Below are 23674 nucleotides of genomic sequence, written 5' to 3'. Positions count from 1 at the left end.
TTTTAATTAGGAGATTTTCATGAGTTTTGTACAAGTAACTACCGCTGACGGTCAAAAAATGCAGGCTTTTGAAGTATTAAGCAATAATAAAAATGCCCCAGGTTTAGTATTAATTCAAGAGATTTTCGGCATTAATGCGTCTATGCGTCAATTAGCTAAAGATTGGGCGCAGCGTGGTTTTAATGTGTGGTGTCCGGATTTATTTTTCCGCGCAGAACCTGGCTTAGAATTAGATCCTACAAATGAAGCGCAGTTTAATCTAGGGGTAGAAATTATGCAGGAGCTAGATACCCCTACCACCTTAGCGGACCTAGAAAGTACGCGTGCGCAATTAGCACAAAAGTTAGGTCACGATAATATTGTGGCTGTGGGCTATTGTTTAGGTGGCCGTTTAGTGGTGGAAATGGCAGAAAACAGCCCGCTTAAAGCGGCAGTGAGCTATTACGGTGTCAACCTAGAGAATGTAGTGCCTCCCATGAAAACCACTGCACCGGTTTTGCTACATATTGCTGAAAATGACGCATGGGTACAAGGCGATGCCTTGGAAATCATTCAAGGTGAAGTGGCTAAACGTGAAGGTTGGGAGTCTCACGTTTATGCTGGCTGCGATCACGCCTTTGCCCGCCCCAAGGGCGAGCACTTTAATGCCGAGGCCGATGCCTTAGCGGTGCAGCGTTCTGTGGATTTCTTAGCGCGTCACACAGCTAAATAAATCATAAACCATCAGTTATTCATTCTGATGGAAGTAGAAGTTAATAAAACAGCTGGTGCCAGGTTTGGGCTAGCTGTTTTATGCTGTGTACGCGTAAATCTACGTAAGGAGCACGGCCGGCGTATTGGGAAGAGAAGGGGGTGGCTGGGTGGGCGAAGTGAATGGTTTTAATGCCGAGTTGATGAGCGGCTTTGAGGTTACGTAGGGTGTCGTCTACAAATAGGCATTGGGAGCCTTGCACACCTAGTTCGACCAGCAGCTGTTTCATGAAACGTCTGGAAGGTTTAGGGCGAAACTGCTGTTGACGTTGCATATCCTCAATAGAGATGACGCGCTCAAATAAATAATTAATACCTAAGGCGTTAAGAATACGGTGCGCGTAATTGGCGGGGGCATTCGTTAGAATTATTTTTTTGCCTAATAAACGTCGTAATTGTGGTCCTAAAGCGTTTTCACTATGTAAGTGATCGCATACATTGAAGTCATGACTCCGATGCAAAAAATCTGCAGCATCTACACCATGGTGTTTAACTAAACCAATAAGCGTGGCGCCATAGCGCAGCCAATATTTACGGCGTAAATAATCTGCTTCCACGGCATCTATGTTTAATAGCTCTTCAATACTTTGCCCCATACGGCTATCAATTTCCGTAAAGATAGCCGCCGAAGCATTATGTAAGGTGTTGTCTAAATCAAATAACCAAATCACAGAACGATTAGTGCTTAGTGGGAGCGGATCATGGTGCCCACACCTTTATCGGTGAGAATTTCTAAGAGCAGGCTATGCGGCACACGGCCATCAAGTATATGTACGGAATTAACCCCATAGCGGGCTGCTTCCAAAGCAGAGGAGATTTTAGGCAACATGCCACCAGAAATAGTGCCGTCTTTAAAGAGCTCATCAATGGTTTGGGCAGATAGCTGACGTAATAATTTACCGCTTTTATCTAATACACCCGGTGTATTCGTGAGCATAATGAGTTTTTCAGCCCCTAACACCTCCGCCATTTTCCCTGCTACCACATCGGCATTAATGTTATATGAGCGACCATCTTCACCAAAACCGATGGAGGAAATGACGGGAATGAATTCATCGTCTTGTAGCGCTTTGACTACCGCAGGCTCTACGCGAGTGATGTCACCCACAAACCCTATATCCAACAATTTTTCAGGGTCATTATCATCGGGTAGCATCTTCTTTTGCGCTTGGATGAGCTGCCCATCTTTACCCGTCAGTCCTACCGCCTTACCACCGGCTTCGTTAATCATCATCACAATGTCTTGCTGTACTTGACCACCTAACACCCATTCCACCACTTCCATGGTCTCAGCATCGGTCACGCGCATACCTTGAATGAAGGTGCCTTCTTTGCCTATACGGCGTAGTGCATCATTAATTTGAGGGCCACCACCATGCACAATAACAGGCTTTAGACCCACAAGTTTCAAAAGCACTACGTCGTGAGCAAAGCTGCGCTGTAAGTGCTCCTCAGTCATAGCATTACCACCATATTTTACAACAATGGTCTTACCATGAAAGCGACGGATATAAGGGAGCGCCTCAGATAAAACATCGGCTTTGATTGTGGATGAGTAATTTGGTTGCTCGGCGTTTTGGGTCATGATTTATCTAAGGCTTTTTTAAGTGTTTGTTTAAAGGCAGTTTTATCGTAATTGCCTAAATAACGTTTGATTATACGGCCTTGTTTATCAATTAAAAAGGCAGTGGGCGTCATGCGTATATCACCGAAGGCTTCAGAAATAGCGCCATCGTGATCGCTGACTACAATAAAGGGTAAATTTCTGGAATCCGTAAAGTTACGCACATAGTCTAACGGATCGTGTTTGAGAGCGACGGCGATTAGATCAAAGCCTTGATCATGAAACTCGTTATAGTATTCAATATTATCTGGCATTTGCGCTACGCATGTGGTGCAGTCAGTAGACCAAAATTTCACCATAGTTACATGATCTTTAAGGGATTCTGAGCTGTACTCTTTGCCATCTATATCTGTAAAACTAAAGCTTGGTGCTTGTGCGGCTGAAGAGCCAGAATCACCACAGCCAGCAAGAGAAAGCGCAACAATAAGCGCAGTAACAGCAGTAAAAAAACGGGATACCATCATAGTTTTAAGAAATTATTCAATTTTGAAGACTTCAGGTTCATTGCTATTTGCTGCCGGTTCTGGAGTAGTAGAGGTTGAGCTTTGATTTTGCTCTGTAGTGGTACTAGGTGCGCCATTTTTAGGTAACAAGCTTCTTTCTGCACTTACGTATTGAAATAGTTTTACGACTTTATTTACCCCAGGTACTGTAGAAGCAGCACGCGCTGCTAAATCTCCTTCCTCTTTGGTAACTAAGCCTTGTAAATACACTACACCACGCTCTGTAGTAACCGAAATAGTGCGGCTAGGTACGTCTTTAGTATTAATTAAGGCCGTAGTTACTTTGGTTGTGATCCAACCATCATTAGAGCGTACGCTTAGCTCAGTAACGGCACCTACGCGTAAGCGATTAATGACCTCTTTGACACTATCTATTTTTTCTACAGCAGTAGCAATACGTTGGCTGTCTTGTGCGCTGGGCACATCGCCTACTAATAAAACCTGACCAGCATAGGAAGAGCCATCCACTCGTCCTGGTTTACCATCGAGAATTTTGCTGGCTTCCATATTCACTTTTATATTGATGGATTTGTCATCAACCTGTTCACCGGCTGTGCGGCGATCAGTAGCAACCAAAGCGGTAGTTGTGGCGGCGCCACCAATAGCAAGAGGCACACACGCACTAAGCTGTGCTAGAGCAAGCAGTGCAGCGGCGGTGGTTAGGTAGAAACGTGTCATGATTAAACATCTCCGAGCAGTAGCGCATCAATACCATCACATAAAGCGTGTAATAAGACGATATGTACCTCTTGTATACGCATAGTGCGTTGATGAGGGACACATAAATGAATATCCGTTTCTACCAGCATATTAGCGATATCACCTCCACCTTTACCTGTAAGGGCAATAACTACCATGTCGCGCTCGTGTGCAATTTGTATGGCACGAATCACATTTTGGGAGTTACCACTGGTGCTGATAGCAACTAGAATATCACCGGTTTGGCCGAGGGCAGCTACTTGGCGTTCAAAAATACGATCAAAACCGTAATCATTGCCTACCGCAGTGAGTATGGAGGTGTCCGTGTTAAGAGCAATACCAGCTAAAGGTAAGCGATCGCGCTCAAAACGGCCTACTAGCTCGGCGATAAAGTGCTGGGCATCGGCAGCTGAGCCACCATTACCGCAAGCAAGAATCTTGCCATTGTTAGTGAGAGTGGCAAAAAGTAATTCTACTGCAGCAGCAGTAGGCTCAGACAAAGCGGCGGCACTGCTTTGAATAGCGTCGGCCGAGTCATTGAAGTGAGAGTTGATAAGAGTAGTTAAATCCATGTCTTATTATGGCATGTAGAGAGAAACAAGGGGATACTGATATATATTGTATAGATTAATTAATGAAAGTAATTAATGAAAGTAATTAATCCACCCAGCCATCTCCAGCCCTTTATTCATCAATTTATTCAAAGGCATTTGGTATCCATGTAATAGTATCACCCTCAATAGCAATCACATCAAATCGACAAAAAGGCAGCTGATTATTAAAGTAACGTCTGCTCAGCATAGGGAGAAAGAATTGGGCGGTGCGTATTATGCGCTTTTGTTTATCACGCTGTACACTATATAAAGCACCGCCATATAAGTTACTAATACGTTGGCGTACTTCTATAAAGATTAAATACTCCGCACTGCGTGCCACAATATCGATTTCACCAGAGCGGCATACTAAATTTTGTAGCAATATCGTTAGACCTTGTTGCTGCAAATAGTTCACTGCGTACTGCTCGTAACTTTGGCCACGTTTTTGAGTAGGTGAAGTGTGCGACATAACTAGGCATGCTGGCTTATTCATTTTCTTTGGTTTTTTTCTACGCAACATTTTTTGTTGGGCGTTAGCGGCTAATTTTTCAGGGCTCATGGGGTAAAGTAAAGATGATAGTACAAGAGCAACAGTTACAAACCTGGCAACGTTTACAAGAACGTATCCAAAGCCAGTCTTGGCCCCAACATACCTTATATGTAGTGGCTACGCCTATAGGTAACTTGGGCGATTTTAGCCTACGTGGCTGGCAAGCTTTATTGCAATGTGATGTGATTGCGGCTGAGGATACACGCTCCACACGCCCATTGCTTGAGGCGTGGGGTGTGGCAACTCCCCTTATTGCAGCACATCGTCATAACGAGGCGGCGGTGGCAGAGCAGATAGTGGCGCGTTTGGCAGAAGGGCAGCGGGTGGCTTTGGTGTCAGATGCGGGCGCCCCGGCAGTTAGTGATCCGGGCGCGCGTATTGTACGCGCTGTGCGCGAAGCGGGTTATAAGGTGGTGGCTATTCCAGGCGCTTCCGCGGTGATTACTGCGCTGATGGCTAGTGGAGTGACCACCGATGAAAACCCTGCTTTTGTGTTTGCCGGTTTTATGCCGCATAAAAGTCAGGCACGTAAAAAGTGGTTACAGCAATGGGGAGCGTGCGCAGCACCGGTAGTGATGTTTGAAAGCCCTCATCGTTTGGCTGCAGCCATTAAAGATATGGCCGAGTTGTATACCGATCGTGAAGTCACCTTTGCTCGTGAGCTTACAAAACGTTTTGAACAAGTGCATACTTGCGCGGTAGTTAAAGCTGAAGAGTGGTTAAAAAGTGATAGTCATCATCAGCAAGGGGAGTTTGTGGTTATTTTACATGCCGCCCCCGTGCAGGCTACCGAAACTGAGTTAGATGCAGCTACGCAAAAATGGCTACATGCTTTATTAACTCAGGTTTCAGCTCGAGATGCAGTAAAGGTAGCCGTGACAGCTACCGATTTACCACGCGCTGTAATTTACGATTGGGTTTTAGCAAATAAGCCAGACTAAAACCTTTAGGCTAGCGTATGGCTAAACTCGCCTCTAAACCAGTTTCTATACGAATGAGTTCAGCGGCGGTGAGGGCTTCAGCACGGCTGTTATAGGGTCCCATTTGTACTCTGAAAAATTCGTTACTGGGCTCAATGTGGGCATCATGGTAGTCAAGCTGCCCAACTTCAGCATTAATATGTTGAGCTAGCTGAGTCGCGCTTTCCCCATTTCTAAAAGCACCAAACTGTAGATAAATCCGCGGTAAACCTGTGCCCGTAATAGGAGCAAGAGAAGGGGTTATTGAGCTTTGCTCACTACGGCTTTTAGCCGAACTAAGACGGTGCTCTTCAGGAGCAGGGGCGTCAGTGAGATAATTACCGTTGCGTATATCGTCGTGAGTAATGGCTTCTACTATGACGGTATCGGTACCTAAACCGATAATATCTAATTTAGCAGCAGCTACATAAGATAAATCAATAATACGACTGCTATGGAAAGGGCCACGATCATTAATACGTACTATGACGGATTGCCCGGTTTTAGGGCGAGTCACTTTGGCATAGCTGGGCAAGGGCAGAGTGGGGTGAGCCGCTGTCATGGCGTACATGTCGTAGGTTTCACCGTTAGCTGTTTTACGGCCATGAAACTTTTTACCATACCAAGAGGCATTGCCGGTTTGCCTAAAGGGTTTATCGGCTGCAAGGGGAGTGTAGTGTTGGCCTAATACGGTATAGGGCCGCATATTGGCAGGTGCATGGCGTTCTATGCGTGGTTGAGCATTAGGAATGGCGTGTAGGTTTTTAGGTATGTTGGTGCCGGGGCCATCATCTTTATAATAGCCACCCCCTCTACTTGTTGAGGATTTAGGACTACTAGAACAGCCCGCTACGAAGCCCAACACAGTTAAACAAAGTAGAAATAGGGTAAAGGCACGTAAGATCATAACGGTATATCAGCAGGTGGCTGATTGCGGTGACGAATGAGTAAAGGCGAGTGATCGGCAAAGCGCAGCGCTAATTGTTCAGTCACATATACCGAACGATGCTGCCCACCCGTGCAACCAATACCCACAGTTAAGTAATTACGCGTATCTTGCATATATAAAGGCAACCAACGCTCTACAAAATTAGCAATGTCGTCAATCATATTTTCTACACTGCCAAACTGCGATAGCCATTGTGCTACAGGTTCATCTTTGCCGTTCATGGGACGCAGTTTGGGATCATAATGCGGATTTGGTAAACAACGTACGTCAAAAACCAAATCAGCATCACCCGGCACACCACGTTTATAAGCAAAAGATTCAAACGTTAAGACAACAGGAGGTCTATCGGCTTGTACTAAATCGCGTACCCAGGCACGTAGTTGACCTGGAGTGAGGCCGGTGGTATCAATGGTGTGTTCAGTTTCTCTGAGTGGCGCTAATAAATGCCTTTCGGCGGTAATACAGGTTGCCAAAGAAGGAGATTTACCATCTTGGCTTAGTCGGTCTGTCAGAGGATGGCGGCGGCGTGACTCAGAGTAGCGCTGGGTAAGAGTGTGATCATTGGCATCTAAAAAAATCACTCGAATAGGGATGCCTGATTCGCGTAAATCGGTAATTACACTAGGTAGCTGATGCAAATCACCAGGTGCGCGTACATCTATAGCCACAGCTACACGCTCTAGACCTGTATCCGCCGATCTATAGATAAACTCTTGTAAGAATGGAACAGGCAAATTGTCTACACAAGTAAAACCGGTATCTTCAAGTAAGCGTAGAGCCACGGATTTACCTGAGCCTGATATACCTGTAATTAAGACGACTTTAAGCATAAATTATGATTGATAAATAATAATGAATTAATGAGTGGCGCTAAGAGTGGGCTAAGAGTGGGGCGGACTGCTCTCTTTGATAGCCAATGCTTGACGCTCCATAAACTCTTTCATGGTGTCTATACCACGTAAATGTAAAATGGCATTGCGTACCGCTGCCTCTACAAGTACGGCTAAATTACGCCCTGCCGCGACTTGCAACATCACTTGTTTAATTTCTACATCGAGTACTGTTTGGGTTTGTTGCTGCGTGGGGAGACGTTGAAAGTTTTCGGGCTTAGAACGCAACAAATGCACAATAAGTTTGAGATTCATCTTACGGCGCACAGAGGTTTCACCAAAAATAGTACGTATATCTAAAAGGCCTAAACCACGTACTTCAAGCAAATTTTGTAAAAGCGTAGGGCATTGGCCTTCTATTAGTTGGGGGGCAGTGCGTGAAAATTCAACGGCATCATCTGCTACTAAACCATGGCCACGTGATATTAACTCTAAAGCTAACTCGCTTTTACCTAAACCAGATTCACCAGTAATCAGCACACCTAGCCCTAATACATCTAAAAAAACACCATGCATTAAGGTGGAAGGGGCTAAACGTTTAGTTAAATAGATGCGTAAAATATCAATAAGATCAGCGGCATCATGTTGCGTATTAAGTAAAGGCGTATTTAGCTGCTGACAAAGCTTTATAAGATCTTTGGGAGCTTGACTACTACCCGCTACGATCATTGCGGGCACACCCTCTTGGATTAAATCACTAAAAAGATGGCCGCGCCGAGTAGGTTCGAGCTTATAGTAGTAATCAATCTCTTCGGCACCAAGAATTTGAATGCGCTTGGGGTGAATAAGATTAAGGTGGCCGATAAGATCTGCGGATGCCATGCCGTGCTCTAACTTTATGCTGCTAGCGGCTTCTAGGCCAGCTAGCCATTGAAAGTTAAAGTGGTTTTGGTTGTCTTTAACTACGTCCTCAATGGTCAGCATGCGGAGTGAGCTCTGGGGGCGTTGTTAATAGCTGATGAATGATGGCATTGTCTTCTTCAGTTTCTAACTTATGACGAATCTCAGTATTAGACATAAGACGAGCAATTTCAGCTAATAAATCCAAATGGGTTTGAGTGGCGTGCTCTGGCACCAATAAAAAGAAAAGTAAGCGAGCGCTGCGGCCATCGCTGGCATCGAAGCGAATGGGCTCCGCTAAGCGCATAAAAGCACCAATGGGGTCTTTTAAGTCTTTAATTCGGCCATGAGGCACGGCCACTTCGTGCCCTAAGGCGGTGGAGCCTAAACGCTCTCTAGCAATAAGACTTTGAAAGACTTGAGTGCGTGCAATACCGTGATGGTTCTCAAACAGTAATCCGGCTTGTTCAAAAGCGCGTTTTTTACTGGTAGCCACCATATCTAAAACGATATTGGAAGGGGGGAGGATGCGTGACAGTAAGTTCATATCTGCCATTATAGTGCGATTAGTGGAAAATAAATAAGCCCCTAGCTAAAGAGCGTTGGGGCTAAGTAAATACGTGGTTAATTTGAAACTCAGCTAACTACAGCTCATCTGCCATGGAGACAGGTTCCATACGCTTATGGGCATGATTACCGGCTTTGGATTTGGTCTTGTATTTTATAACTTGGCGCTCTATTTTATCGGCTAGTAAATCGATGGCGGCATACATGGACTCTTCAGATTCAGAGCTGTGGATGTCTTTACCCGGAGCCCGTACCGTAATTTCAGCGATGTGTTTGTGCTTTACTATAGAGAGAATAACTTGGGCATCGATGATGGCATCGAAGTGTTTATTTAGCTTACCTAGCTTATTAAGCGCGTATTCGTGAATAGCAGGGGTGACTTCAAAATTACGACCGGTAATATGTAGATTCATAATGCCTCCTGTGAGCTAATTAATGAGTAGAGAGCATTCATAAAAATGCGCCTACACAATTTCAGTATACTCAAATAATCACATAAAGCCATGCGAAAAATCAACTGTTGTGTAGGCTTACATTTTGAAGTCTTTGCCTAAATAAACTTGGCGTACAGCTTCATTATTAATGATCTCATCAGGCTTGCCGCTGGTTAATACAGAGCCATCACTAATAATATAAGCACGGTCACAAATACCTAAGGTCTCGCGCACGTTGTGGTCTGTAATAAGCACACCTATTTGGCGTGATTTTAAAAACTGCACAATACGCTGAATCTCAATCACTGCAATGGGGTCTACACCCGCAAAAGGCTCATCTAATAAGATAAAGCGCGGATTGGTGGCTAAAGCTCTGGCTATTTCTACTCGCCGCCGCTCACCGCCTGATAGAGAAAGCGCGGTGTTATGGCGTATGTGTTGAATTTGTAGCTCATCAATTAAATGGTTTAATTGCTCTTCTATGTCAGCTTTAGATAAGCGTTTGCCGTGTTGATCGCGCTGTAGTTCAAGTACGGCGCGTATGTTGTTTTCTACATTTAGACGTCTAAACACAGAGGCGTCTTGGGGTAGATAAGATAGTCCTAGATGAGCACGTTTATGCATGGGCAAAGAAGTAATCACTTTGCCATCAATTTCAATACGACCCGAGTCTGCGGGCACTATGCCCACAATCATATAAAAACTAGTGGTTTTACCGGCACCATTCGGGCCCAGCAACCCCACCACTTCGCCGCTTTCTACTAAGAGGCTGACGTCTTTAACTACCGTGCGTTTACCGTAAGTTTTACGTAAGCCTACGGCGCGTAAGCTGCCTGTAGAGACAGCAGATAGTGGTGTGGAGGTGTTAGGCATAGAGGGGGTAGTAATTAATTGGACTTGGCTTTGCATTCGGCAATGGCACGCTCAATATTGGCGCGAGGACGAGCAATAGAGCGTACCCGTTTTTGACTATCAGCAGAGTCTGGGCCGCCTAATGCCTGATAGGTGTCAGACTGTTTGTTATAAATAACGCGTTCACCTTGAATGCTATCTATGGCCTTACCGCAGATATAACGCGTTAAAGAAGCCTGACCGATTAAGGTTAACTGTTCAGTGCCACTATTAAACTCACCTCTTAAGCCTTCGCCTTTGATGATTTCATACTTCTCAGGGCTTTCTTGACGTATGCGCACCCTGTTGCTAGCGGCCACGGTTGCAACTATTTGTTGTGAGCCGTTTTCTAGTTCATCGACCTCAACGCGATCGGCGTGTAAATTTAAATTGCCACGGGTAACAATCACATTGCCTTTAAACACACTTTTACGTGCCTGATCATCATAGTCTAAGGAGTCAGACAATATGATGGTGTCTGGTTCTATCGCTTGCGCTATAGCGGTTACAGGAGCTAGACAGAAACTAAAAAGTATGTAGATAGAGAGTAGCGGTTTTTTCATTTTTTATTCGGGCTCATAATGACATGTGACTGTTCGAGTACCTGCAGTTGGCGCGTGTTGTTGTCATAATACATGCCTTTGCCTTTTAAAGTGTTAGGACCATCAATAACTGTTGCTGGGTCTGTGGTGTGCACTTTGTCTTGATGAGGAAATAGGGTGAGTCTATGGCTGCTAATAGAAAAAAGCTCACCTTTTTCATCTGGTTGACGGTGTATAAGCGCATTACCTATCATTTGTATGCGCTCACCCCCTTGATCCATGATGGCAGTATCTGAGGTGCCGGTAGTAATCGGGTTGTTTTCTTTATAACCTCTAGCGATGATTTGATCTAAATGATAGGAGTCATCGTCAGGGTAATGCAGCATAAAACTGCCTTCTAAACGATTCGTCGCCACACCCTGTTCATTGGATTGCAGCATGACGAAATCTTTAGCCCACGAGTCGGGCTCATGGGTGTTTTTCCGCGGTGGGTCTAAAGCTACAGTAGTGTTGGTGTAGTAGGCTGCCCACCAAGTCCCTATTACTAAAGCAATTAGCAAGAGAAAGGTGATTAAGGTGGGTAAGCGTTCACGCATTATTGGGGGCTGCCGGTGATGAGGCTAATAGGAGGCGTGGGCGTAAAGTACTGTCCAAGCTTTGCTTGTGAGGCAAGAATTAAATCGCAGCATTTACGGGCTGCGCCATAACCCCCTTCTATATCAGATACCCAATGGGCAAGTTGATGTATGTATTTAGGGGCATTGGGCACGCTGGCAGAAAAGCCTACGCATTTCATGGCGGTAAGATCAATAATATCATCACCCATATAGCCCACTTGTTTCATGTCTAAACCGTGACGCTTTGCTAAATCGTGTAAAACGATAGATTTATCACGTATGCCTTGATGCACTTCATTGACCCCAAGTTCGCTAGCGCGTCTAGCCACAATAGGCCCGTCTCTACCTGTAATAAGTGCAACGGTAATGCCACATTCTTTAAGCAACCTAAGGCCATAACCATCTAAGGCGTGAAACGCTTTAAAGCTTTCGCCGTTTTCGTTATAAAATAAACGGCCGTCGGTGAGCACCCCATCTACATCAAAGGCCATAAGACGAATATTACGCAACCGCTCTTGGACTTCAGAAGGAATAGGCGCTAAGAGTAGGGACTCTACAGGGTGGTAAGAAATATCAGAATGATTCATTACATTTACATTGTAGATAATTATAATTAATAAAAATTTAAGACTTAAGCATTCAGAAAGATTAGATGACTTTAGCAGCGAGCAAATCGTGCATATGTATAGCCCCTAATAGTAACCCGTTGTCATCCACAATTAACAGCTGGTTTAAACGGTTTTTATCCATAGTATTAGCAGCTTTGATGGCTAACTGGGTAGGAGGAATGGTTTGAGGCTGCGCCGTCATGCCTTCGTCTACCGTAATAGAACGTATATCACCACAACGGCCAATAAGACGGCGTAAATCGCCATCGGTAAATATACCTATGGGCTGCTGCGCCGCATTTACCACAATGGTCATCCCCATACCTTTAGCGGACATTTCGGCCAACGCTGCAGGGATTAAGGTGCCAGTAGGTACGGTAGGTAAGGCTGCGCCTTGACGCATTATATCGCTCACATAAGTTAAGAGCTGCCTACCTAAGGCACCGCCAGGATGGGAACGAGCAAAATCTTCGCGGCTAAAATTACGGGCCTCCAAGCAAGCCACGGCTAAAGCATCACCTAATACTAAGGTGGCGGTAGTGCTAGAAGTAGGAGCGAGATTTAGCGGACAGGCCTCAGTTTTCACATGCACATTGAGATGTAAATCACTATTTTTAGCTAATTCTGAGGCCGGGTGACCTGTGATGGCGATAAACACACAGCCTAAACGTTTACTCGCAGATAAAATGGTGGAAAGTTCAGCAGCCGTACCGGAATAAGAAATAGCAATTACTACATCGTCTGCGGTGATCATACCTAAATCACCATGTAAAGCCTCAGCAGCATGCATAAAAAAAGCAGGCGTGCCTGTGGAAGCGAAAGTGGCCGCAATCTTACGTGCAATATGGCCGGACTTACCTATGCCCGTGATCACCACACGCCCTTCACAGTGCAATATATGCTGTGTTGCAGCATAAAAATCTTGACCTAAGCGTAGCGATAGCTCATTGAGCGCAGCGATTTCAGTCGTAAAAGTGCGCTGTGCAGAGGCAAGGGTTTGCTTGTAGGAGGGCGTCATACTAAAAGTGTTCATGAAAGAAGTATAAAGGCTAAGAGTGGTTTTTTGGGTTAAAAAGCGGCCACGGATCGTTATTTTAACGTAGTTTGCTTGATTTTAAGGAGTCAGCAGTTATATGATTGTAACCAACTCTGTTACTGTGATTTCTGTAATTACTGAAAATTCAAAATGAAATTAGAACCTCAAGCCGAGCGATTTATATTGCATTTCGGTGAAATGGGAGGAAGATGGGGAGTAAATCGCACCGTTGGTCAGATTTACGCCCTCTTGTTTCTATCGCCCGACGCATTAAATGCAGACCGCATTGTTGAAACCTTAGGTATATCACGCTCTAATGTTTCTATGAGTTTGCGTGAATTGCAATCATGGCGCTTAGTACAAATGGTACATAAGGTGGGCGACAGACGCGATTATTTTGAAGCTCCTAAAGATGTTTGGGAGATTTTTCGTATCTTAGTAGAAGAGAAACGCAAACGGGAAATAGATCCCACTCTTTCTTTGTTACGTAGTCTTTTATTAGAGGAACCAGCTAATGAGCAGGAAGCATACGGTCAGCAACGCATTACCGATATGCTAGAGTTAATCGAGCTATCCACTAGTTGGTTCGATGAAGTTCATCGCTTGCCCCCTGAAACCTTACAAAGTCTGATGCGCTTAGGCTCTAAGGTGCAAAAAGTATTAGGGATGGCGGGTAGAGTGCGTAAATCAGTCGGTTCGGGAGAATCAAAATGATAGACCTTGATGTAGTCACGCTGTCGCGCTTGCAATTTGCACTGACCGCGATGTTTCACTTTATTTTTGTCCCGCTTACCTTAGGAATGGCTTTCTTATTAGCCATTATGGAAAGTGTGTACGTGATGACCGGTAAGGACATCTGGCGGCGCATGACCATGTTCTGGGGGAAGCTATTTGGGATTAACTTTGCTGTGGGTGTTGCCACCGGTATTGTGATGGAGTTCCAGTTTGGTATGAACTGGTCTTATTACAGCCATTATGTGGGCGATATTTTCGGTGCACCCTTGGCTATTGAAGGCTTAATGGCTTTCTTTTTAGAAGCTACCTTCGTAGGTATGTTTTTCTTTGGTTGGAATCGCTTATCTAAAGGGGCTCACTTAGTTGTTACCTGGTTAGTGGCTATTGGGGCTAATTTTTCCGCGCTGTGGATTTTAATTGCTAATGGTTGGATGCAGTTTCCTGTAGGAGCCACCTTTAACCCACAGACTATGCGTATGGAAATGACAGACTTCGTTTCTGTTATTTTAAACCCCGTAGCACAAGCAAAATTTGTGCATACAGTTAGCTCGGGCTATGTGCTGGGCTCCGCTTTTATGCTGGGGGTTAGTGCGTGGTATGTACTGCGTGGCCGTCATCTGGAAATTGCCCGTAGGTCTATGGTGGTAGCAGCCTGTTTTGGTTTAGCTGGATCTTTATCGGTGGTGGTATTAGGTGATGAAAGTGGTTACCTTATAGGTGAGCACCAGAAAATGAAGATTGCTGCTATGGAGTCTATGTGGGAGACCGAGCCTGCACCGGCTAACTTCAATTTAATTGCTTTGCCTAATCAAGCAGAGCGTAAAAATGAATTTGCCATTGAAATCCCTTGGGCCATGGGCTTAATTGGTACCCGTTCATTAACCGAACCTATGGCAGGTATTAATGAGCTGGTGGATAGGGCTAAGCTTCATGTGGTGGATGGCGTTAAAGCCTACAATGCGCTTAATTTATTACGCGCTGAGCAAGAAAATCCAGAAGCTCAAGCGATCTTTAACGAGTATTGGCCAAAGCTTGGTTATGCTTTATTGCTGAAGCGTTATACCGAGGATATTAGTAACCCAACGCCTGAGCAGATAGATCAAGCCGCATGGGATACCGTACCGCAGGTAGCTCCGCTGTTTTGGGCTTTCCGCATTATGGTGGGCTTAGGCTTCTATTTTATTGCTTTCTTTGCGGTGGCATTTTATTTAGCAACCAAAGATCGTCTTACTACTTCGCCCCGTTTCCTTAAAGCGGCAGTGATTACCGCACCGCTACCTTGGGTGGCCATTGAAGCCGGTTGGTTTGTAGCGGAGTTTGGGCGTCAGCCTTGGATTATCGAAGGCGTATTACCCACCTACTATGCGGTATCCGGCCTAAGTGTGACCGATTTAGCCATTAGTATTGGTATTTTCGTCACCCTCTACAGTATCTTGGCAGTGATTGGCGCCAAGGTGATGTTGCACGCCATACGTGGAGGCCCAGATGAGAATCTAGACTCTAGTGCTAACGCCTTTGCTAATAGCGCGATTGCCGCTAAATAAGGAGACTAAAAATGGATTCGTTAATTTTATTAGATTACGACACCCTACGTCATATTTGGTGGCTGTTGCTTGGCGTGCTCTTAATTGCTTTTGCCGTCATGGATGGCGCTGACTTAGGGGTAGCTATGTTGCTTCCTTTGGTCACCAAAAACGATGATGAACGTAGAGTGCTCTATAACGTGATTGGCCCAGTATGGGAAGGGAACCAAGTTTGGCTAATTTTAGGGGGCGGTGTGATTTTTGCTGCCTGGCCTCTGCTTTATGCCATGGCTTTTTCCGGTTTCTATTTGGCGATGATGCTGCTTTTAGTCGCGTTAATCTTACGCCCGGTTGCTATTAAATATCGCAGCCGAATGGAATCTGTGAAATGGCGTAGAAACTGGGATGCGATTTGGTGCGCCACCGGTGTGGTATCTGCGCTGGTATTTGGTGTGGCCATTGGTAATGTACTTTTAGGGGTGCCTTTCCGTTTTGAGTCAGACACCATGCGTCCAGTGTATGAAGGCAGTTTCTTTGGTTTGTTTATGCCTTTTGCTTTACTCAGCGGTTTACTCAGTGTGGCTCTGATGGCCTTACAAGGAGCCACTGTATTGGGTTGGAAAACCGAAGGGAACATTGCCCGCTTAGCTAGACGTTGGGGCATTATTTCTGGTGTAGTCGTTGTAGTGCTATTTATTATTGGTGGTGTTTGGGTCTCCAGTGGTGTGGGGGGGTATGTATTAAATACAAACGCCTTACCCGTTAATGTGGAATCAAATCCCTTATCAGGTGCTAAAGAGGTAGCTCAAGGTGCTGGTGTTTGGATGAGCAATTACGCCGCTGCACCTTGGACATGGATTGCGCCAGCCCTTGGTTTCGCTGGGGCCTTATTAGCCATGTTTTTAGTGGGCCGTGGTGGTGGGTTTTTAGCCGTGTTTATGTCTTCAATTAGCATAGCGGGCGTGATCTTTACCTTTGGCTTCACTACTTACCCGTTCCTATTACCATCTTCCTTAATGCCTGAGGCAAGTTTAACTATTTTTGATGCATCAGCCAGTCACTTTTCGCTTTGGATCATGCTGCTAATTAGTGCGGTGTTTTTACCTATTATTATTGCTTATACCAGTTGGGTGTACAGTGTAATGCGCGGTAAAGTTACTACCGAATCCGTTAGCGACGCCCCTCATTCTTACTAAGGAAAGCTATTATGTGGTATTTTGCGTGGGTTTTAGGTTTAGGCTTAGCATGTGCTTTTGCCATTTTAAACGCGATGTGGTTTGAGTTACGCGTAGTGAGCGCCAAAGAGAAGGCGAGCACCGCTGAGCTAAAGAGTGAATAACACTATTTCATCTACACCCTCCAAGTCCGAAGCCGCGGCCCAGCGCCGTTGGCTTTCTGGGCTTTGGCGGGTAGCACCTGCCGCAATGATGTGGGCCATTGGCGCTCCGCTCATTGCCGGCGGGTTATTGATTATGCAGGCTTGGTACTTAGCACATGTCTTAGACCAAGCCATTCGTTTATCGGTGCCACCAGAACAGCTTTGGTCTGGCATGGTTACGATTGCGGTATTAATTGCGGTGCGAGCCATATTGCTATGGTCCGGAGAAAAGGCGGCTAGTCATGCCTCTGAGACCATTAAGCAACAGCTCAGGCACCAGTTTTTTGCACAGCTCTTAGCACGTGGACCGGCCTGGAGTAAACAAACACCGGCAGGCTCTTTAGCCGTAGCCATACTAGATCAAGTACAAGCCTTAGATGGTTATTTACAGCGGTTTTTACCGGCTACTATTGCGGCGCTGTTCTTACCTTTAGCTTTTGCTATTGCCGTGGTTCCGGTGGATTGGATAGTGGCACTGTTATTTTTGTTTACCGCGCCTATGATTCCTGTTTTTATGGCATTAATTGGAATACGGGCTGAGGCCGCTAATCAAAAGCATCAACTCGTTTTAAGTCGCTTATCTGGGGTGTTTGCAGATCGCATACGCGGTTTATTTACGCTTTCTTTATTAGGGCGTACTAAAGATGAGGTGCAGTCGGTGCGCGAGGCCAGTGAAGTGCTGAGCCAAACCACCATGAAAGTCCTGCGCATTGCTTTTTTGTCCTCAGCTGTGCTGGAGTTGTTTGCCGCTCTAGGAGTAGCGGGAGTAGCCGTATACATAGGCTTGAGTTATTTAGGCTTATTGGGTAGTCATTTTTCCGGTTTTACCTTGCAGCATGGGTTGTTTTGTCTGCTCTTGGCCCCCGAGGTCTACAATCCATTACGTCAAATGGCTGCTAGCTATCACGATAGGGCCACAGCTAAGGCAGCGGTGCATGGCTTACAGCAGTTATACGTGCAATTGCCCGCGCCTACGGCACAGGTTCCTTTAATGCCGTCTTCGCCGGTGATTCAACAAACTGCTGTCGCTGAGTTTGACCAGCCTATAGTTTTAAGGGCACAGCGCTTCAGTGTACAAACTCCAAATGGACGCACCTTATTACAGCCCTGTGATTTGGAGCTAGTGCGCAATAAACCGGTGGCATTAATGGGGGCTAGTGGGGCGGGTAAAACCACTATCTTAGAAACCTTGCTAGGGTTGCGCCCATATGCCCATGGGCAAGTGCAGCACTATTTTGATAAAAATCAATTTACGTTAATTGGCCAACAGCCTTTTATGGCCTTGGGCTCTGTGGCTGATTTCTTACGTATGGTAAATAGCAGTGCCACGGATGAGCAACTTTGGCACGCTTTAGAGCAAGCACAGGCTGCGGATTTTATACGAGCTTTGCCTGAAGGTTTAGCCACGGTATTAGGTACGCGTGGGCACGGTGTTTCTGGTGGCCAAGCCCATCGCATTGCATTAGCGCGTTTGTTTTTAACGGAGGCGGATCTTGTTTTATTGGATGAGCCCACGGCTTATTTAGACAATCAAACTCGTGATGCCGTCTTAGACGCTATTTTACGGTTCTGTGAAAATCGCGCCTTATTGATTGCTACCCACGATGAAGAGGTAGCCGCTCAGTTACAGCAAACGTGGCTCTTAGCTGAGCAACAGCTACACATTACAGATAATGAGGTGTTGCGGTGAAATTATGGTGGCAATTGGCTAGTGCTTGGATTAAAGCACATAAAGGCATTACGCTATTGTCTTTATTTTTAGCCCTAACCACCGTATTTGCGGGTATTGGCTTGTTGTCAGTGGCGGGTTGGTTTTTAACGGGTGCTTTTTTAGCGGGCAGTACCGTAAGTTTTAATTTATTCGCCCCTTCTGCCTTAGTGCGCGGTTTATCACTATTGCGTATCGTCTCCCGTTATATGGAACGAGTAACTGGCCATATTGTGACGTTGGATTTACAGGCTGAAATACGCACCCAGAGTTTTGCGCGATTAGCTGCGTTTAAGCCGGCGCAATTGGCGCAGTATCGTGATGGTGATTTGTTGTCCCGTCTGATTGCAGATACTGAGCGTTTAGATACCTTCTTTTTATTAATTATTACTCCGATATTTACGGCAGTGTTAGCCGGTGGGTTCTTTAGTTGGGTTATGGGGGTTAATTTTCCTGCCATGGGCTGGACCATGCTAATTGTGCTGTGCTTAGCAGCGGCAGTATTGCCTTATTTTCTGGCTAAACGCACTGCGAATGCAGGAGTTGATGTGCAAGCGGCCCAAGCGGATTTACGTGCTATTGCCCATGATGCTATTGCTGCCCACACAGATCTATTAGTGTTTGATGCGGTAAATACGGCTCAAGCGCAGTTTAATACCGCCGGCTGGCGTTTGGCTCAGGCGCAAAAACGTATGGCAAATGCCGGCAGCTTTGGCACGCTCATGCAGCAGCTACTTATGGGGGCCCTAGTATTGGCTTTATTGTGGTTAGGGGCTAATGCACAGATGCAAGCGCAAATCACTGCACCCATGTGGGTAGGTTTATTGTTAGGCGCTATGGGTTTATTTGAAATTTTGGCTCCTATTATGCGAGGTGCTGCGGGCTTGGGAGCCGTACAAGCAGCAGCAGCACGTATACAAGAATTAAACCGTAATTTGACCGAAGCTCCGACACACCCTACAGCTGCACAATCTACGGTTAACGCCTTGGCTGTGCCGTTTAGTGGCAATTTAACTATTGAAAACATCACGGTATCTTATGGTGCTGAAACGGTATTGTCTGATTTAAGTTTGCACATAGAACAAGGGCAACGCATCGCCATACAAGGCTTAAGCGGTGCCGGTAAAACTACTTTATTAATGGCCATTATGCAGGTGCAGGCTCTTGGTGCAGGTCGTATTTGTTATGGTGACGTAGATTTAGCAGAAGTAGATAGCACTGAGCTCTACCAGCGGTTTTCTTTGCTCTCACAGCATTCACCTGTATTTATGGGCACGGTGCGCCACAATTTATTGTTGGCGGCACCACAGGCTTCAGATGAGGAATTATGGGCCGCCTTACAGCAAGTACGTTTGGCTGAGCATATTACTGCAATAGGTGGTTTAGATGCTTGGGTAGGTGAGGGAGGTAATACCTTATCTACAGGCCAAGTACGTCGTTTAAGTTTAGCGCGTACCGTGTTGTCTGCCGCCACCGTATGGCTTTTGGATGAACCCACCTCTGGCTTAGATAAAGCCACGGCCGACGCTTGGTTTACTGATTTACAACATGTGGCTGCTGGGCGTACCGTTATTATAGTCACGCATGCCACTTTACCCGAGGGCGTGGTGGATCAAAGCCTACAATTACAAAATGGCATTCTCAACACGTAAACTCTCCACGGTGTAAACTACTACCTGTGCCACAAACGCATGGTGCGTTTGGGCTTTTTTGTGGTTATTATTTTAGCTATGCATACTGATCCAGCCGAATACATCCGTCAAACCATACGTAGTGTGCCCGATTGGCCTAAGCCGGGCGTTACCTTCAGAGATATTACCCCTGTTTTACAAGATCCACGGGCTTTTCGTGTGCTTATTGATTTATTTGTGTACCGTTATATGGGTCAGCGCTTAGACCTGATTGCAGGTATTGATGCGCGTGGCTTTATCGTCGGCTCTGTGTTGGCTTACGAACTAAATCTAGGCTTTATTCCTGTACGTAAAAAAGGCAAGTTACCTTCCGCTACGGTAGAAGAAGAGTACACACTGGAATATGGCAATGCCACGGTAGAAATTCATGCGGATTCCATTCGTCCAGGGCAGCGCGTATTACTGATTGATGATCTGATTGCCACGGGTGGCACCATGGTGGCAGCTTCTAAACTGCTGCATCGTTTGGGAGCAAATACCGTAGAGGCGGCAGCCATTATTGACCTGCCTGATTTAGGCGGTTCACAAGCGGTAAAAGAGACAGGCTTATCTGTTTTTACGGCATGTACTTTTTACGAAAACGATCCGGGTAACCCGTAACTGCTATGTGGTATTTGATCATGGCCTTTAGCGCGGGCACGGGTATGGCAATGCAAGCTGCGATTAATTCGCAGCTAGGTAAAGCCTTATATAATCAACCCATTTTTGCTGCGCTGTGGTCATTTACTTCTGGTACTTGTATTTTAATTGCCCTGTCTTTGTGGTTTGCTAAGGGCAATTGGTTGCAGATTGTAAGTGCTATTCCTTCTCAGCCATGGTGGTTGCTTATAGGTGGTTTACTAGGTAGTGGCCTGGTGTTTTCTAGTATTTATCTAGCACCCAAGCTAGGCGTAGCAAATATGGTTTTTTTTATGATTTTAGGTCAATTGCTATTTGGCCTTATCATAGACCAGTTTGGGCTTTTTAATCTTCCTATACGTGAAATCACACTTAATAAAATTATTGGCTTAGTGATTATGCTCACCGGCCTTTTTGTATTTTTCTTTGCTAAAAAATAATAAATTCCCCTTAGCCTTAGCGCTTTTTACAGTCATTGTCTATATGGGTAATGATCTCATGCTGCCAGCGATGGTGCAGATTGCACAAGACTTCACTGTGGGCGCAGAGTGGGGGCCCACTTCCATGTCTGCCTATTTATTAGGTGGTGCCGTATTAGCTTCTATTTGGGGGCCATTCTCCGATCAGTTAGGACGACGTAAGGTTTTTTTATTTGGTACGGCTTTTTTTATTGCTTGCTGCTTAAGCATTCTTTTTACGCAAAGCATAGAGCAGTTTATGCTGATGCGCGTGTTGCAAGGCACAGCTCTGACCTTAATTACTGCGGTGGGATTTGCTACCGTGCAAGAGGCGTATGAGGAAAACCAAGCCGTTAAAGTGATGGCTTTGATGGCAAATATAAGTCTCTTAGCTCCTTTAGCTGGTCCTGTGCTTGGTGCAGTTATGATTGAGCATATTTCTTGGCACTGGGGTTTTATTAGCTTGGCTGTTTTCGCTAGCATTGCTTTTTTTGGGCTGTATTTTCATATGCCTGAAACGGTCAATCTACACCTAAGAAAAAATCACACCGTGAAAAGTGTACTCAGTGATTATTTTCATCTTTACACGCATAGACGTTTTATGATTTTAGCCTTGGCCGGCCCCATGATTGGGCTACCTATTATGCTGTGGATTTCTTTATCGCCTATGTTTTTAATGAGCACTTTAGGGCTAAGTGCTTATGAATATGCATTGAGCCAATTGCCAGTGATGGGAGCTTTGGTAGCAGGGAATTTGCTCTTGGCGCGTTTCGTTGATAGCTACCCCTTGGGTAAAACCGTATTAGGCACTTTCCCCTTATTAATTATTGGGGTGGCGGTAATGTTAGTGGGGTTAATGCTTAAAACACATATTTTGCTTGCACTAATTGTGGGTATGAGTTTGATTGCTTTGGCTGAGGGCTTAAGTTATGCGGTATTGTTTCGATTTGCTATGGTGGCCTCAGACATTAGTAAAGGGACAGTAGCCGCCGCTATGGCAACCGTGGTGATGGTGTTTTTTTCATTGCTTATAGAGCTTACTAAAACGTTGTATTTGCATTGGGGCTTCACGGGCTTAGTGGCTGTGTGCACGCTGAGTATTTTGGCTTATGCGTGGTTTGCTATACCGGTAATTAAAGACGTGGTGGCTGAGCGTAAGTTTCAAGGATTATTACAGGAGTGAATCGTGAAATATCGTATTGCTTTCATTGGCATGGGTTCTATTGGTCAAGATGCAAGGCGTGATTTAGCACCATTATTTGATGAAATCAATGCTGAGATTTTAATTTTACGCCGTCAGCAGGGCGGTGTGGACATTGAAGATCTTCTAGCCTTCAAACCGCAATTAGTCATTGAAACCGCTTCTCAGGAAGCAGTTAAAGCGTATGTTCCAGATTGTCTACGTAGCGGTGCTACAGTAATTATTAGCTCCGTTGGAGCTTTAGCGGATGCCTGTTTTTACGCAGAGCTACAGCAATTAGCCAAGCAGCATAAGACAAATTTTATCGTGCCTTCCGGAGCAATTGGGGGGTTGGATTACATTAGAGCCGTGCGCTACGCCCCCGATCTTAAAATCACTTATGAATCACGTAAACCCGTAACAGCTTGGCTGCCAGAGTTACACGCTCTAGGTATAGATCCAGAAAGCATAAAAGATGAGCTACTGCTGTTTGAAGGGAATGCTAGTGAAGCGGCTAGTCGCTATCCGCAAAACCTCAATGTGGCCGCTACTTTAGCCTTAGCTGGAGCTGGTATGGAGGCCACGCAAGTACAGGTGATAGTAGATCCGGCTTTAAGCCAAAACAAACACAGCATTCACGTCAGTAGCCAGTTTGGAGAAATGACAATGGAAATTAATAATGCACCCTCTCCTTCAAACCCGAAGTCGTCTTGGGTAGTGGCGCAAAGTGTGCGTAGTGTGATTGAGCGCCATTTTTTACATTTACAATTAGGTTAAAAACTCCACCCTAAATGGGGCAAGATCCATAAGATAGCAGCCGTCATAATGGTATAGCGCAGAAATTTACCTATGGCCATGTAAAAAATGCTGGCGCCTAAGGGTAAGCGTACCCAGCCCGCTAAAGCACATAAGGGGTCACCCACACCGGGTAGCCAGGATAATAATAAGGCTTTAGGCCCCATTTTATACAGCCAAGAGTTAATTAGCTTATACCAACGCCCCCCGGCTTTGGTGCCATAGTTTTCAGTGGCTTCTTCACTTTCAGTGGGGTTTTTTTCACGCCAAGTTTCATAGGCTTTGGCGGCCCCTACCCCCATCCAATAGCTAATAACACCGCCTATGGTGTTACCTATAGTGGCCACAATGACGGCCGGCCAAAACATAGTGGGAGCTAAGCCCACATACGCTAAGACCACCGGCTCAGAGCCCAAGGGAAGTAGGGTAGCTGAAACTAGACTAATAATAAAAATGGCGCTTAAGCCTATCTCTGGCAAGGCAAAAGCATGTAAGAGCCAAATGACGGCATTATGTGTCCAGGCTTCCATATG

Annotated in this window: 29 protein-coding genes; 12 read left to right on the top strand and 17 right to left on the bottom strand. The window is 45.5% G+C overall.

Annotation, left to right across the window (positions count from 1 at the left end):
- Positions 1–19: 19 nt before the first annotated feature.
- Positions 20–712 (top strand): dienelactone hydrolase family protein, encoded by a 693-nt coding sequence (locus AC2UZJ_RS05155; protein ID WP_486949057.1) that lies wholly within the window; start codon positions 20–22, stop codon positions 710–712.
- 40 nt (positions 713–752) lie between these two features.
- On the opposite strand, the gene AC2UZJ_RS05150 is transcribed toward AC2UZJ_RS05155, so the two are convergent.
- From AC2UZJ_RS05150 to AC2UZJ_RS05125, 6 genes are all read right to left on the bottom strand, one after another.
- Positions 753–1421: a pyrimidine 5'-nucleotidase gene (locus AC2UZJ_RS05150; RefSeq protein ID WP_486949056.1), complete on the bottom strand. Its 669-nt coding sequence runs from the start codon at positions 1419–1421 to the stop codon at positions 753–755.
- A 14-nt stretch (positions 1422–1435) separates the two neighbouring features.
- Positions 1436–2335, bottom strand: coding sequence for an acetylglutamate kinase (gene argB, locus AC2UZJ_RS05145; RefSeq protein ID WP_486949055.1), 900 nt, complete (start codon positions 2333–2335; stop codon positions 1436–1438).
- Complete coding sequence (locus tag AC2UZJ_RS05140; protein ID WP_486949054.1) at positions 2332–2838, bottom strand: peroxiredoxin family protein; 507 nt, start codon at positions 2836–2838, stop codon at positions 2332–2334. The genes argB and AC2UZJ_RS05140 overlap by 4 nt, the downstream gene beginning before the upstream one ends.
- Positions 2839–2850: 12 nt before the next feature.
- Complete coding sequence (locus tag AC2UZJ_RS05135) at positions 2851–3555, bottom strand: BON domain-containing protein (RefSeq protein WP_486949053.1); 705 nt, start codon at positions 3553–3555, stop codon at positions 2851–2853.
- 2 nt (positions 3556–3557) lie between these two features.
- Positions 3558–4148 carry a phosphoheptose isomerase gene (locus AC2UZJ_RS05130; protein WP_486949052.1) on the bottom strand — a complete coding sequence of 197 codons (591 nt, stop codon included), beginning with the start codon at positions 4146–4148 and terminating at the stop codon, positions 3558–3560.
- A 124-nt stretch (positions 4149–4272) separates the two neighbouring features.
- Positions 4273–4731, bottom strand: coding sequence for a YraN family protein (locus AC2UZJ_RS05125; RefSeq protein ID WP_486949051.1), 459 nt, complete (start codon positions 4729–4731; stop codon positions 4273–4275).
- Between the two features lie 14 nt (positions 4732–4745).
- Between AC2UZJ_RS05125 and rsmI the strand changes: the two genes are divergently transcribed.
- The gene (gene rsmI, locus AC2UZJ_RS05120) at positions 4746–5663 is read left to right on the top strand and encodes a 16S rRNA (cytidine(1402)-2'-O)-methyltransferase (RefSeq protein ID WP_486949050.1); all 918 of its coding nucleotides are present in this window, start codon (positions 4746–4748) and stop codon (positions 5661–5663) included.
- Between the two features lie 10 nt (positions 5664–5673).
- Here rsmI and AC2UZJ_RS05115 read toward each other — a convergent pair whose 3' ends face one another.
- The 10 genes from AC2UZJ_RS05115 to AC2UZJ_RS05070 form a co-directional block, all read right to left on the bottom strand.
- The gene (locus tag AC2UZJ_RS05115) at positions 5674–6588 is read right to left on the bottom strand and encodes a septal ring lytic transglycosylase RlpA family protein (protein WP_486949049.1); all 915 of its coding nucleotides are present in this window, start codon (positions 6586–6588) and stop codon (positions 5674–5676) included.
- Positions 6585–7460, bottom strand: coding sequence for an RNase adapter RapZ (gene rapZ, locus AC2UZJ_RS05110; protein WP_486949048.1), 876 nt, complete (start codon positions 7458–7460; stop codon positions 6585–6587). The genes AC2UZJ_RS05115 and rapZ overlap by 4 nt, the downstream gene beginning before the upstream one ends.
- Positions 7461–7511: 51 nt before the next feature.
- Positions 7512–8444, bottom strand: a complete 933-nt coding sequence (hprK, locus tag AC2UZJ_RS05105) for an HPr(Ser) kinase/phosphatase (RefSeq protein WP_486949047.1) — start codon at positions 8442–8444, stop codon at positions 7512–7514.
- Positions 8431–8907 (bottom strand): PTS sugar transporter subunit IIA, encoded by a 477-nt coding sequence (locus AC2UZJ_RS05100; RefSeq protein WP_486949046.1) that lies wholly within the window; start codon positions 8905–8907, stop codon positions 8431–8433. The genes hprK and AC2UZJ_RS05100 overlap by 14 nt, the downstream gene beginning before the upstream one ends.
- Positions 8908–9004: 97 nt before the next feature.
- A complete protein-coding gene (gene hpf / locus AC2UZJ_RS05095) occupies positions 9005–9340 on the bottom strand; it encodes a ribosome hibernation-promoting factor, HPF/YfiA family (RefSeq protein WP_486949045.1) in 336 nt (111 codons plus the stop codon).
- A gap of 117 nt (positions 9341–9457) precedes the next feature.
- Entirely contained in the window at positions 9458–10234 is a 777-nt protein-coding gene (gene lptB / locus AC2UZJ_RS05090; protein WP_486949269.1) for an LPS export ABC transporter ATP-binding protein, read from the bottom strand.
- Positions 10235–10248: 14 nt separating this feature from the next.
- On the bottom strand, positions 10249–10815 hold the full coding sequence (gene lptA / locus AC2UZJ_RS05085) for a lipopolysaccharide transport periplasmic protein LptA (RefSeq protein ID WP_486949044.1): 567 nt from the start codon (positions 10813–10815) through the stop codon (positions 10249–10251).
- Positions 10812–11390, bottom strand: a complete 579-nt coding sequence (gene lptC, locus AC2UZJ_RS05080) for an LPS export ABC transporter periplasmic protein LptC (RefSeq protein WP_486949043.1) — start codon at positions 11388–11390, stop codon at positions 10812–10814. The genes lptA and lptC overlap by 4 nt, the downstream gene beginning before the upstream one ends.
- Positions 11390–11998 carry a KdsC family phosphatase gene (locus tag AC2UZJ_RS05075; RefSeq protein WP_486949042.1) on the bottom strand — a complete coding sequence of 203 codons (609 nt, stop codon included), beginning with the start codon at positions 11996–11998 and terminating at the stop codon, positions 11390–11392. Before AC2UZJ_RS05075 ends, lptC begins: the two co-directional genes overlap by 1 nt.
- Positions 11999–12059: 61 nt before the next feature.
- A complete protein-coding gene (locus tag AC2UZJ_RS05070) occupies positions 12060–13037 on the bottom strand; it encodes a KpsF/GutQ family sugar-phosphate isomerase (protein WP_486949041.1) in 978 nt (325 codons plus the stop codon).
- Positions 13038–13205: 168 nt separating this feature from the next.
- Here AC2UZJ_RS05070 and AC2UZJ_RS05065 point away from each other — a divergent pair, with 168 nt between their 5' ends.
- The 10 genes from AC2UZJ_RS05065 (at position 13206) to AC2UZJ_RS05020 (ending at position 23123) form a co-directional block, all read left to right on the top strand.
- Complete coding sequence (locus AC2UZJ_RS05065) at positions 13206–13769, top strand: GbsR/MarR family transcriptional regulator (RefSeq protein ID WP_486949040.1); 564 nt, start codon at positions 13206–13208, stop codon at positions 13767–13769.
- Positions 13766–15334 (top strand): cytochrome ubiquinol oxidase subunit I, encoded by a 1569-nt coding sequence (locus tag AC2UZJ_RS05060; RefSeq protein ID WP_486949039.1) that lies wholly within the window; start codon positions 13766–13768, stop codon positions 15332–15334. Before AC2UZJ_RS05065 ends, AC2UZJ_RS05060 begins: the two co-directional genes overlap by 4 nt.
- 11 nt (positions 15335–15345) lie before the next feature.
- On the top strand, positions 15346–16509 hold the full coding sequence (gene cydB / locus AC2UZJ_RS05055; RefSeq protein WP_486949038.1) for a cytochrome d ubiquinol oxidase subunit II: 1164 nt from the start codon (positions 15346–15348) through the stop codon (positions 16507–16509).
- An 11-nt stretch (positions 16510–16520) separates the two neighbouring features.
- Positions 16521–16652, top strand: a complete 132-nt coding sequence (cydX, locus tag AC2UZJ_RS05050; RefSeq protein ID WP_486949037.1) for a cytochrome bd-I oxidase subunit CydX — start codon at positions 16521–16523, stop codon at positions 16650–16652.
- Positions 16645–18381, top strand: a complete 1737-nt coding sequence (gene cydD, locus AC2UZJ_RS05045) for a thiol reductant ABC exporter subunit CydD (RefSeq protein ID WP_486949036.1) — start codon at positions 16645–16647, stop codon at positions 18379–18381. Before cydX ends, cydD begins: the two co-directional genes overlap by 8 nt.
- On the top strand, positions 18378–20051 hold the full coding sequence (gene cydC / locus AC2UZJ_RS05040) for a thiol reductant ABC exporter subunit CydC (RefSeq protein WP_486949035.1): 1674 nt from the start codon (positions 18378–18380) through the stop codon (positions 20049–20051). The genes cydD and cydC overlap by 4 nt, the downstream gene beginning before the upstream one ends.
- Before the next feature lie 78 nt (positions 20052–20129).
- Complete coding sequence (locus tag AC2UZJ_RS05035; protein WP_486949268.1) at positions 20130–20690, top strand: adenine phosphoribosyltransferase; 561 nt, start codon at positions 20130–20132, stop codon at positions 20688–20690.
- Positions 20691–20710: 20 nt separating this feature from the next.
- Entirely contained in the window at positions 20711–21148 is a 438-nt protein-coding gene (locus tag AC2UZJ_RS05030; RefSeq protein WP_486949034.1) for a DMT family transporter, read from the top strand.
- Positions 21135–22349 carry an MFS transporter gene (locus AC2UZJ_RS05025; protein ID WP_486949033.1) on the top strand — a complete coding sequence of 405 codons (1215 nt, stop codon included), beginning with the start codon at positions 21135–21137 and terminating at the stop codon, positions 22347–22349. The genes AC2UZJ_RS05030 and AC2UZJ_RS05025 overlap by 14 nt, the downstream gene beginning before the upstream one ends.
- Before the next feature lie 3 nt (positions 22350–22352).
- Positions 22353–23123, top strand: coding sequence for an aspartate dehydrogenase (locus AC2UZJ_RS05020; protein ID WP_486949032.1), 771 nt, complete (start codon positions 22353–22355; stop codon positions 23121–23123).
- Here AC2UZJ_RS05020 and AC2UZJ_RS05015 read toward each other — a convergent pair.
- Positions 23120–23671 carry a YqaA family protein gene (locus AC2UZJ_RS05015; protein ID WP_486949031.1) on the bottom strand — a complete coding sequence of 184 codons (552 nt, stop codon included), beginning with the start codon at positions 23669–23671 and terminating at the stop codon, positions 23120–23122. The genes AC2UZJ_RS05020 and AC2UZJ_RS05015 overlap by 4 nt on opposite strands.
- Positions 23672–23674: the final 3 nt, after the last annotated feature.

Source organism: Paenalcaligenes sp. DL 309 (assembly GCF_057475285.1).
This window is presented reverse-complemented; position numbering and strand designations above follow the sequence as displayed.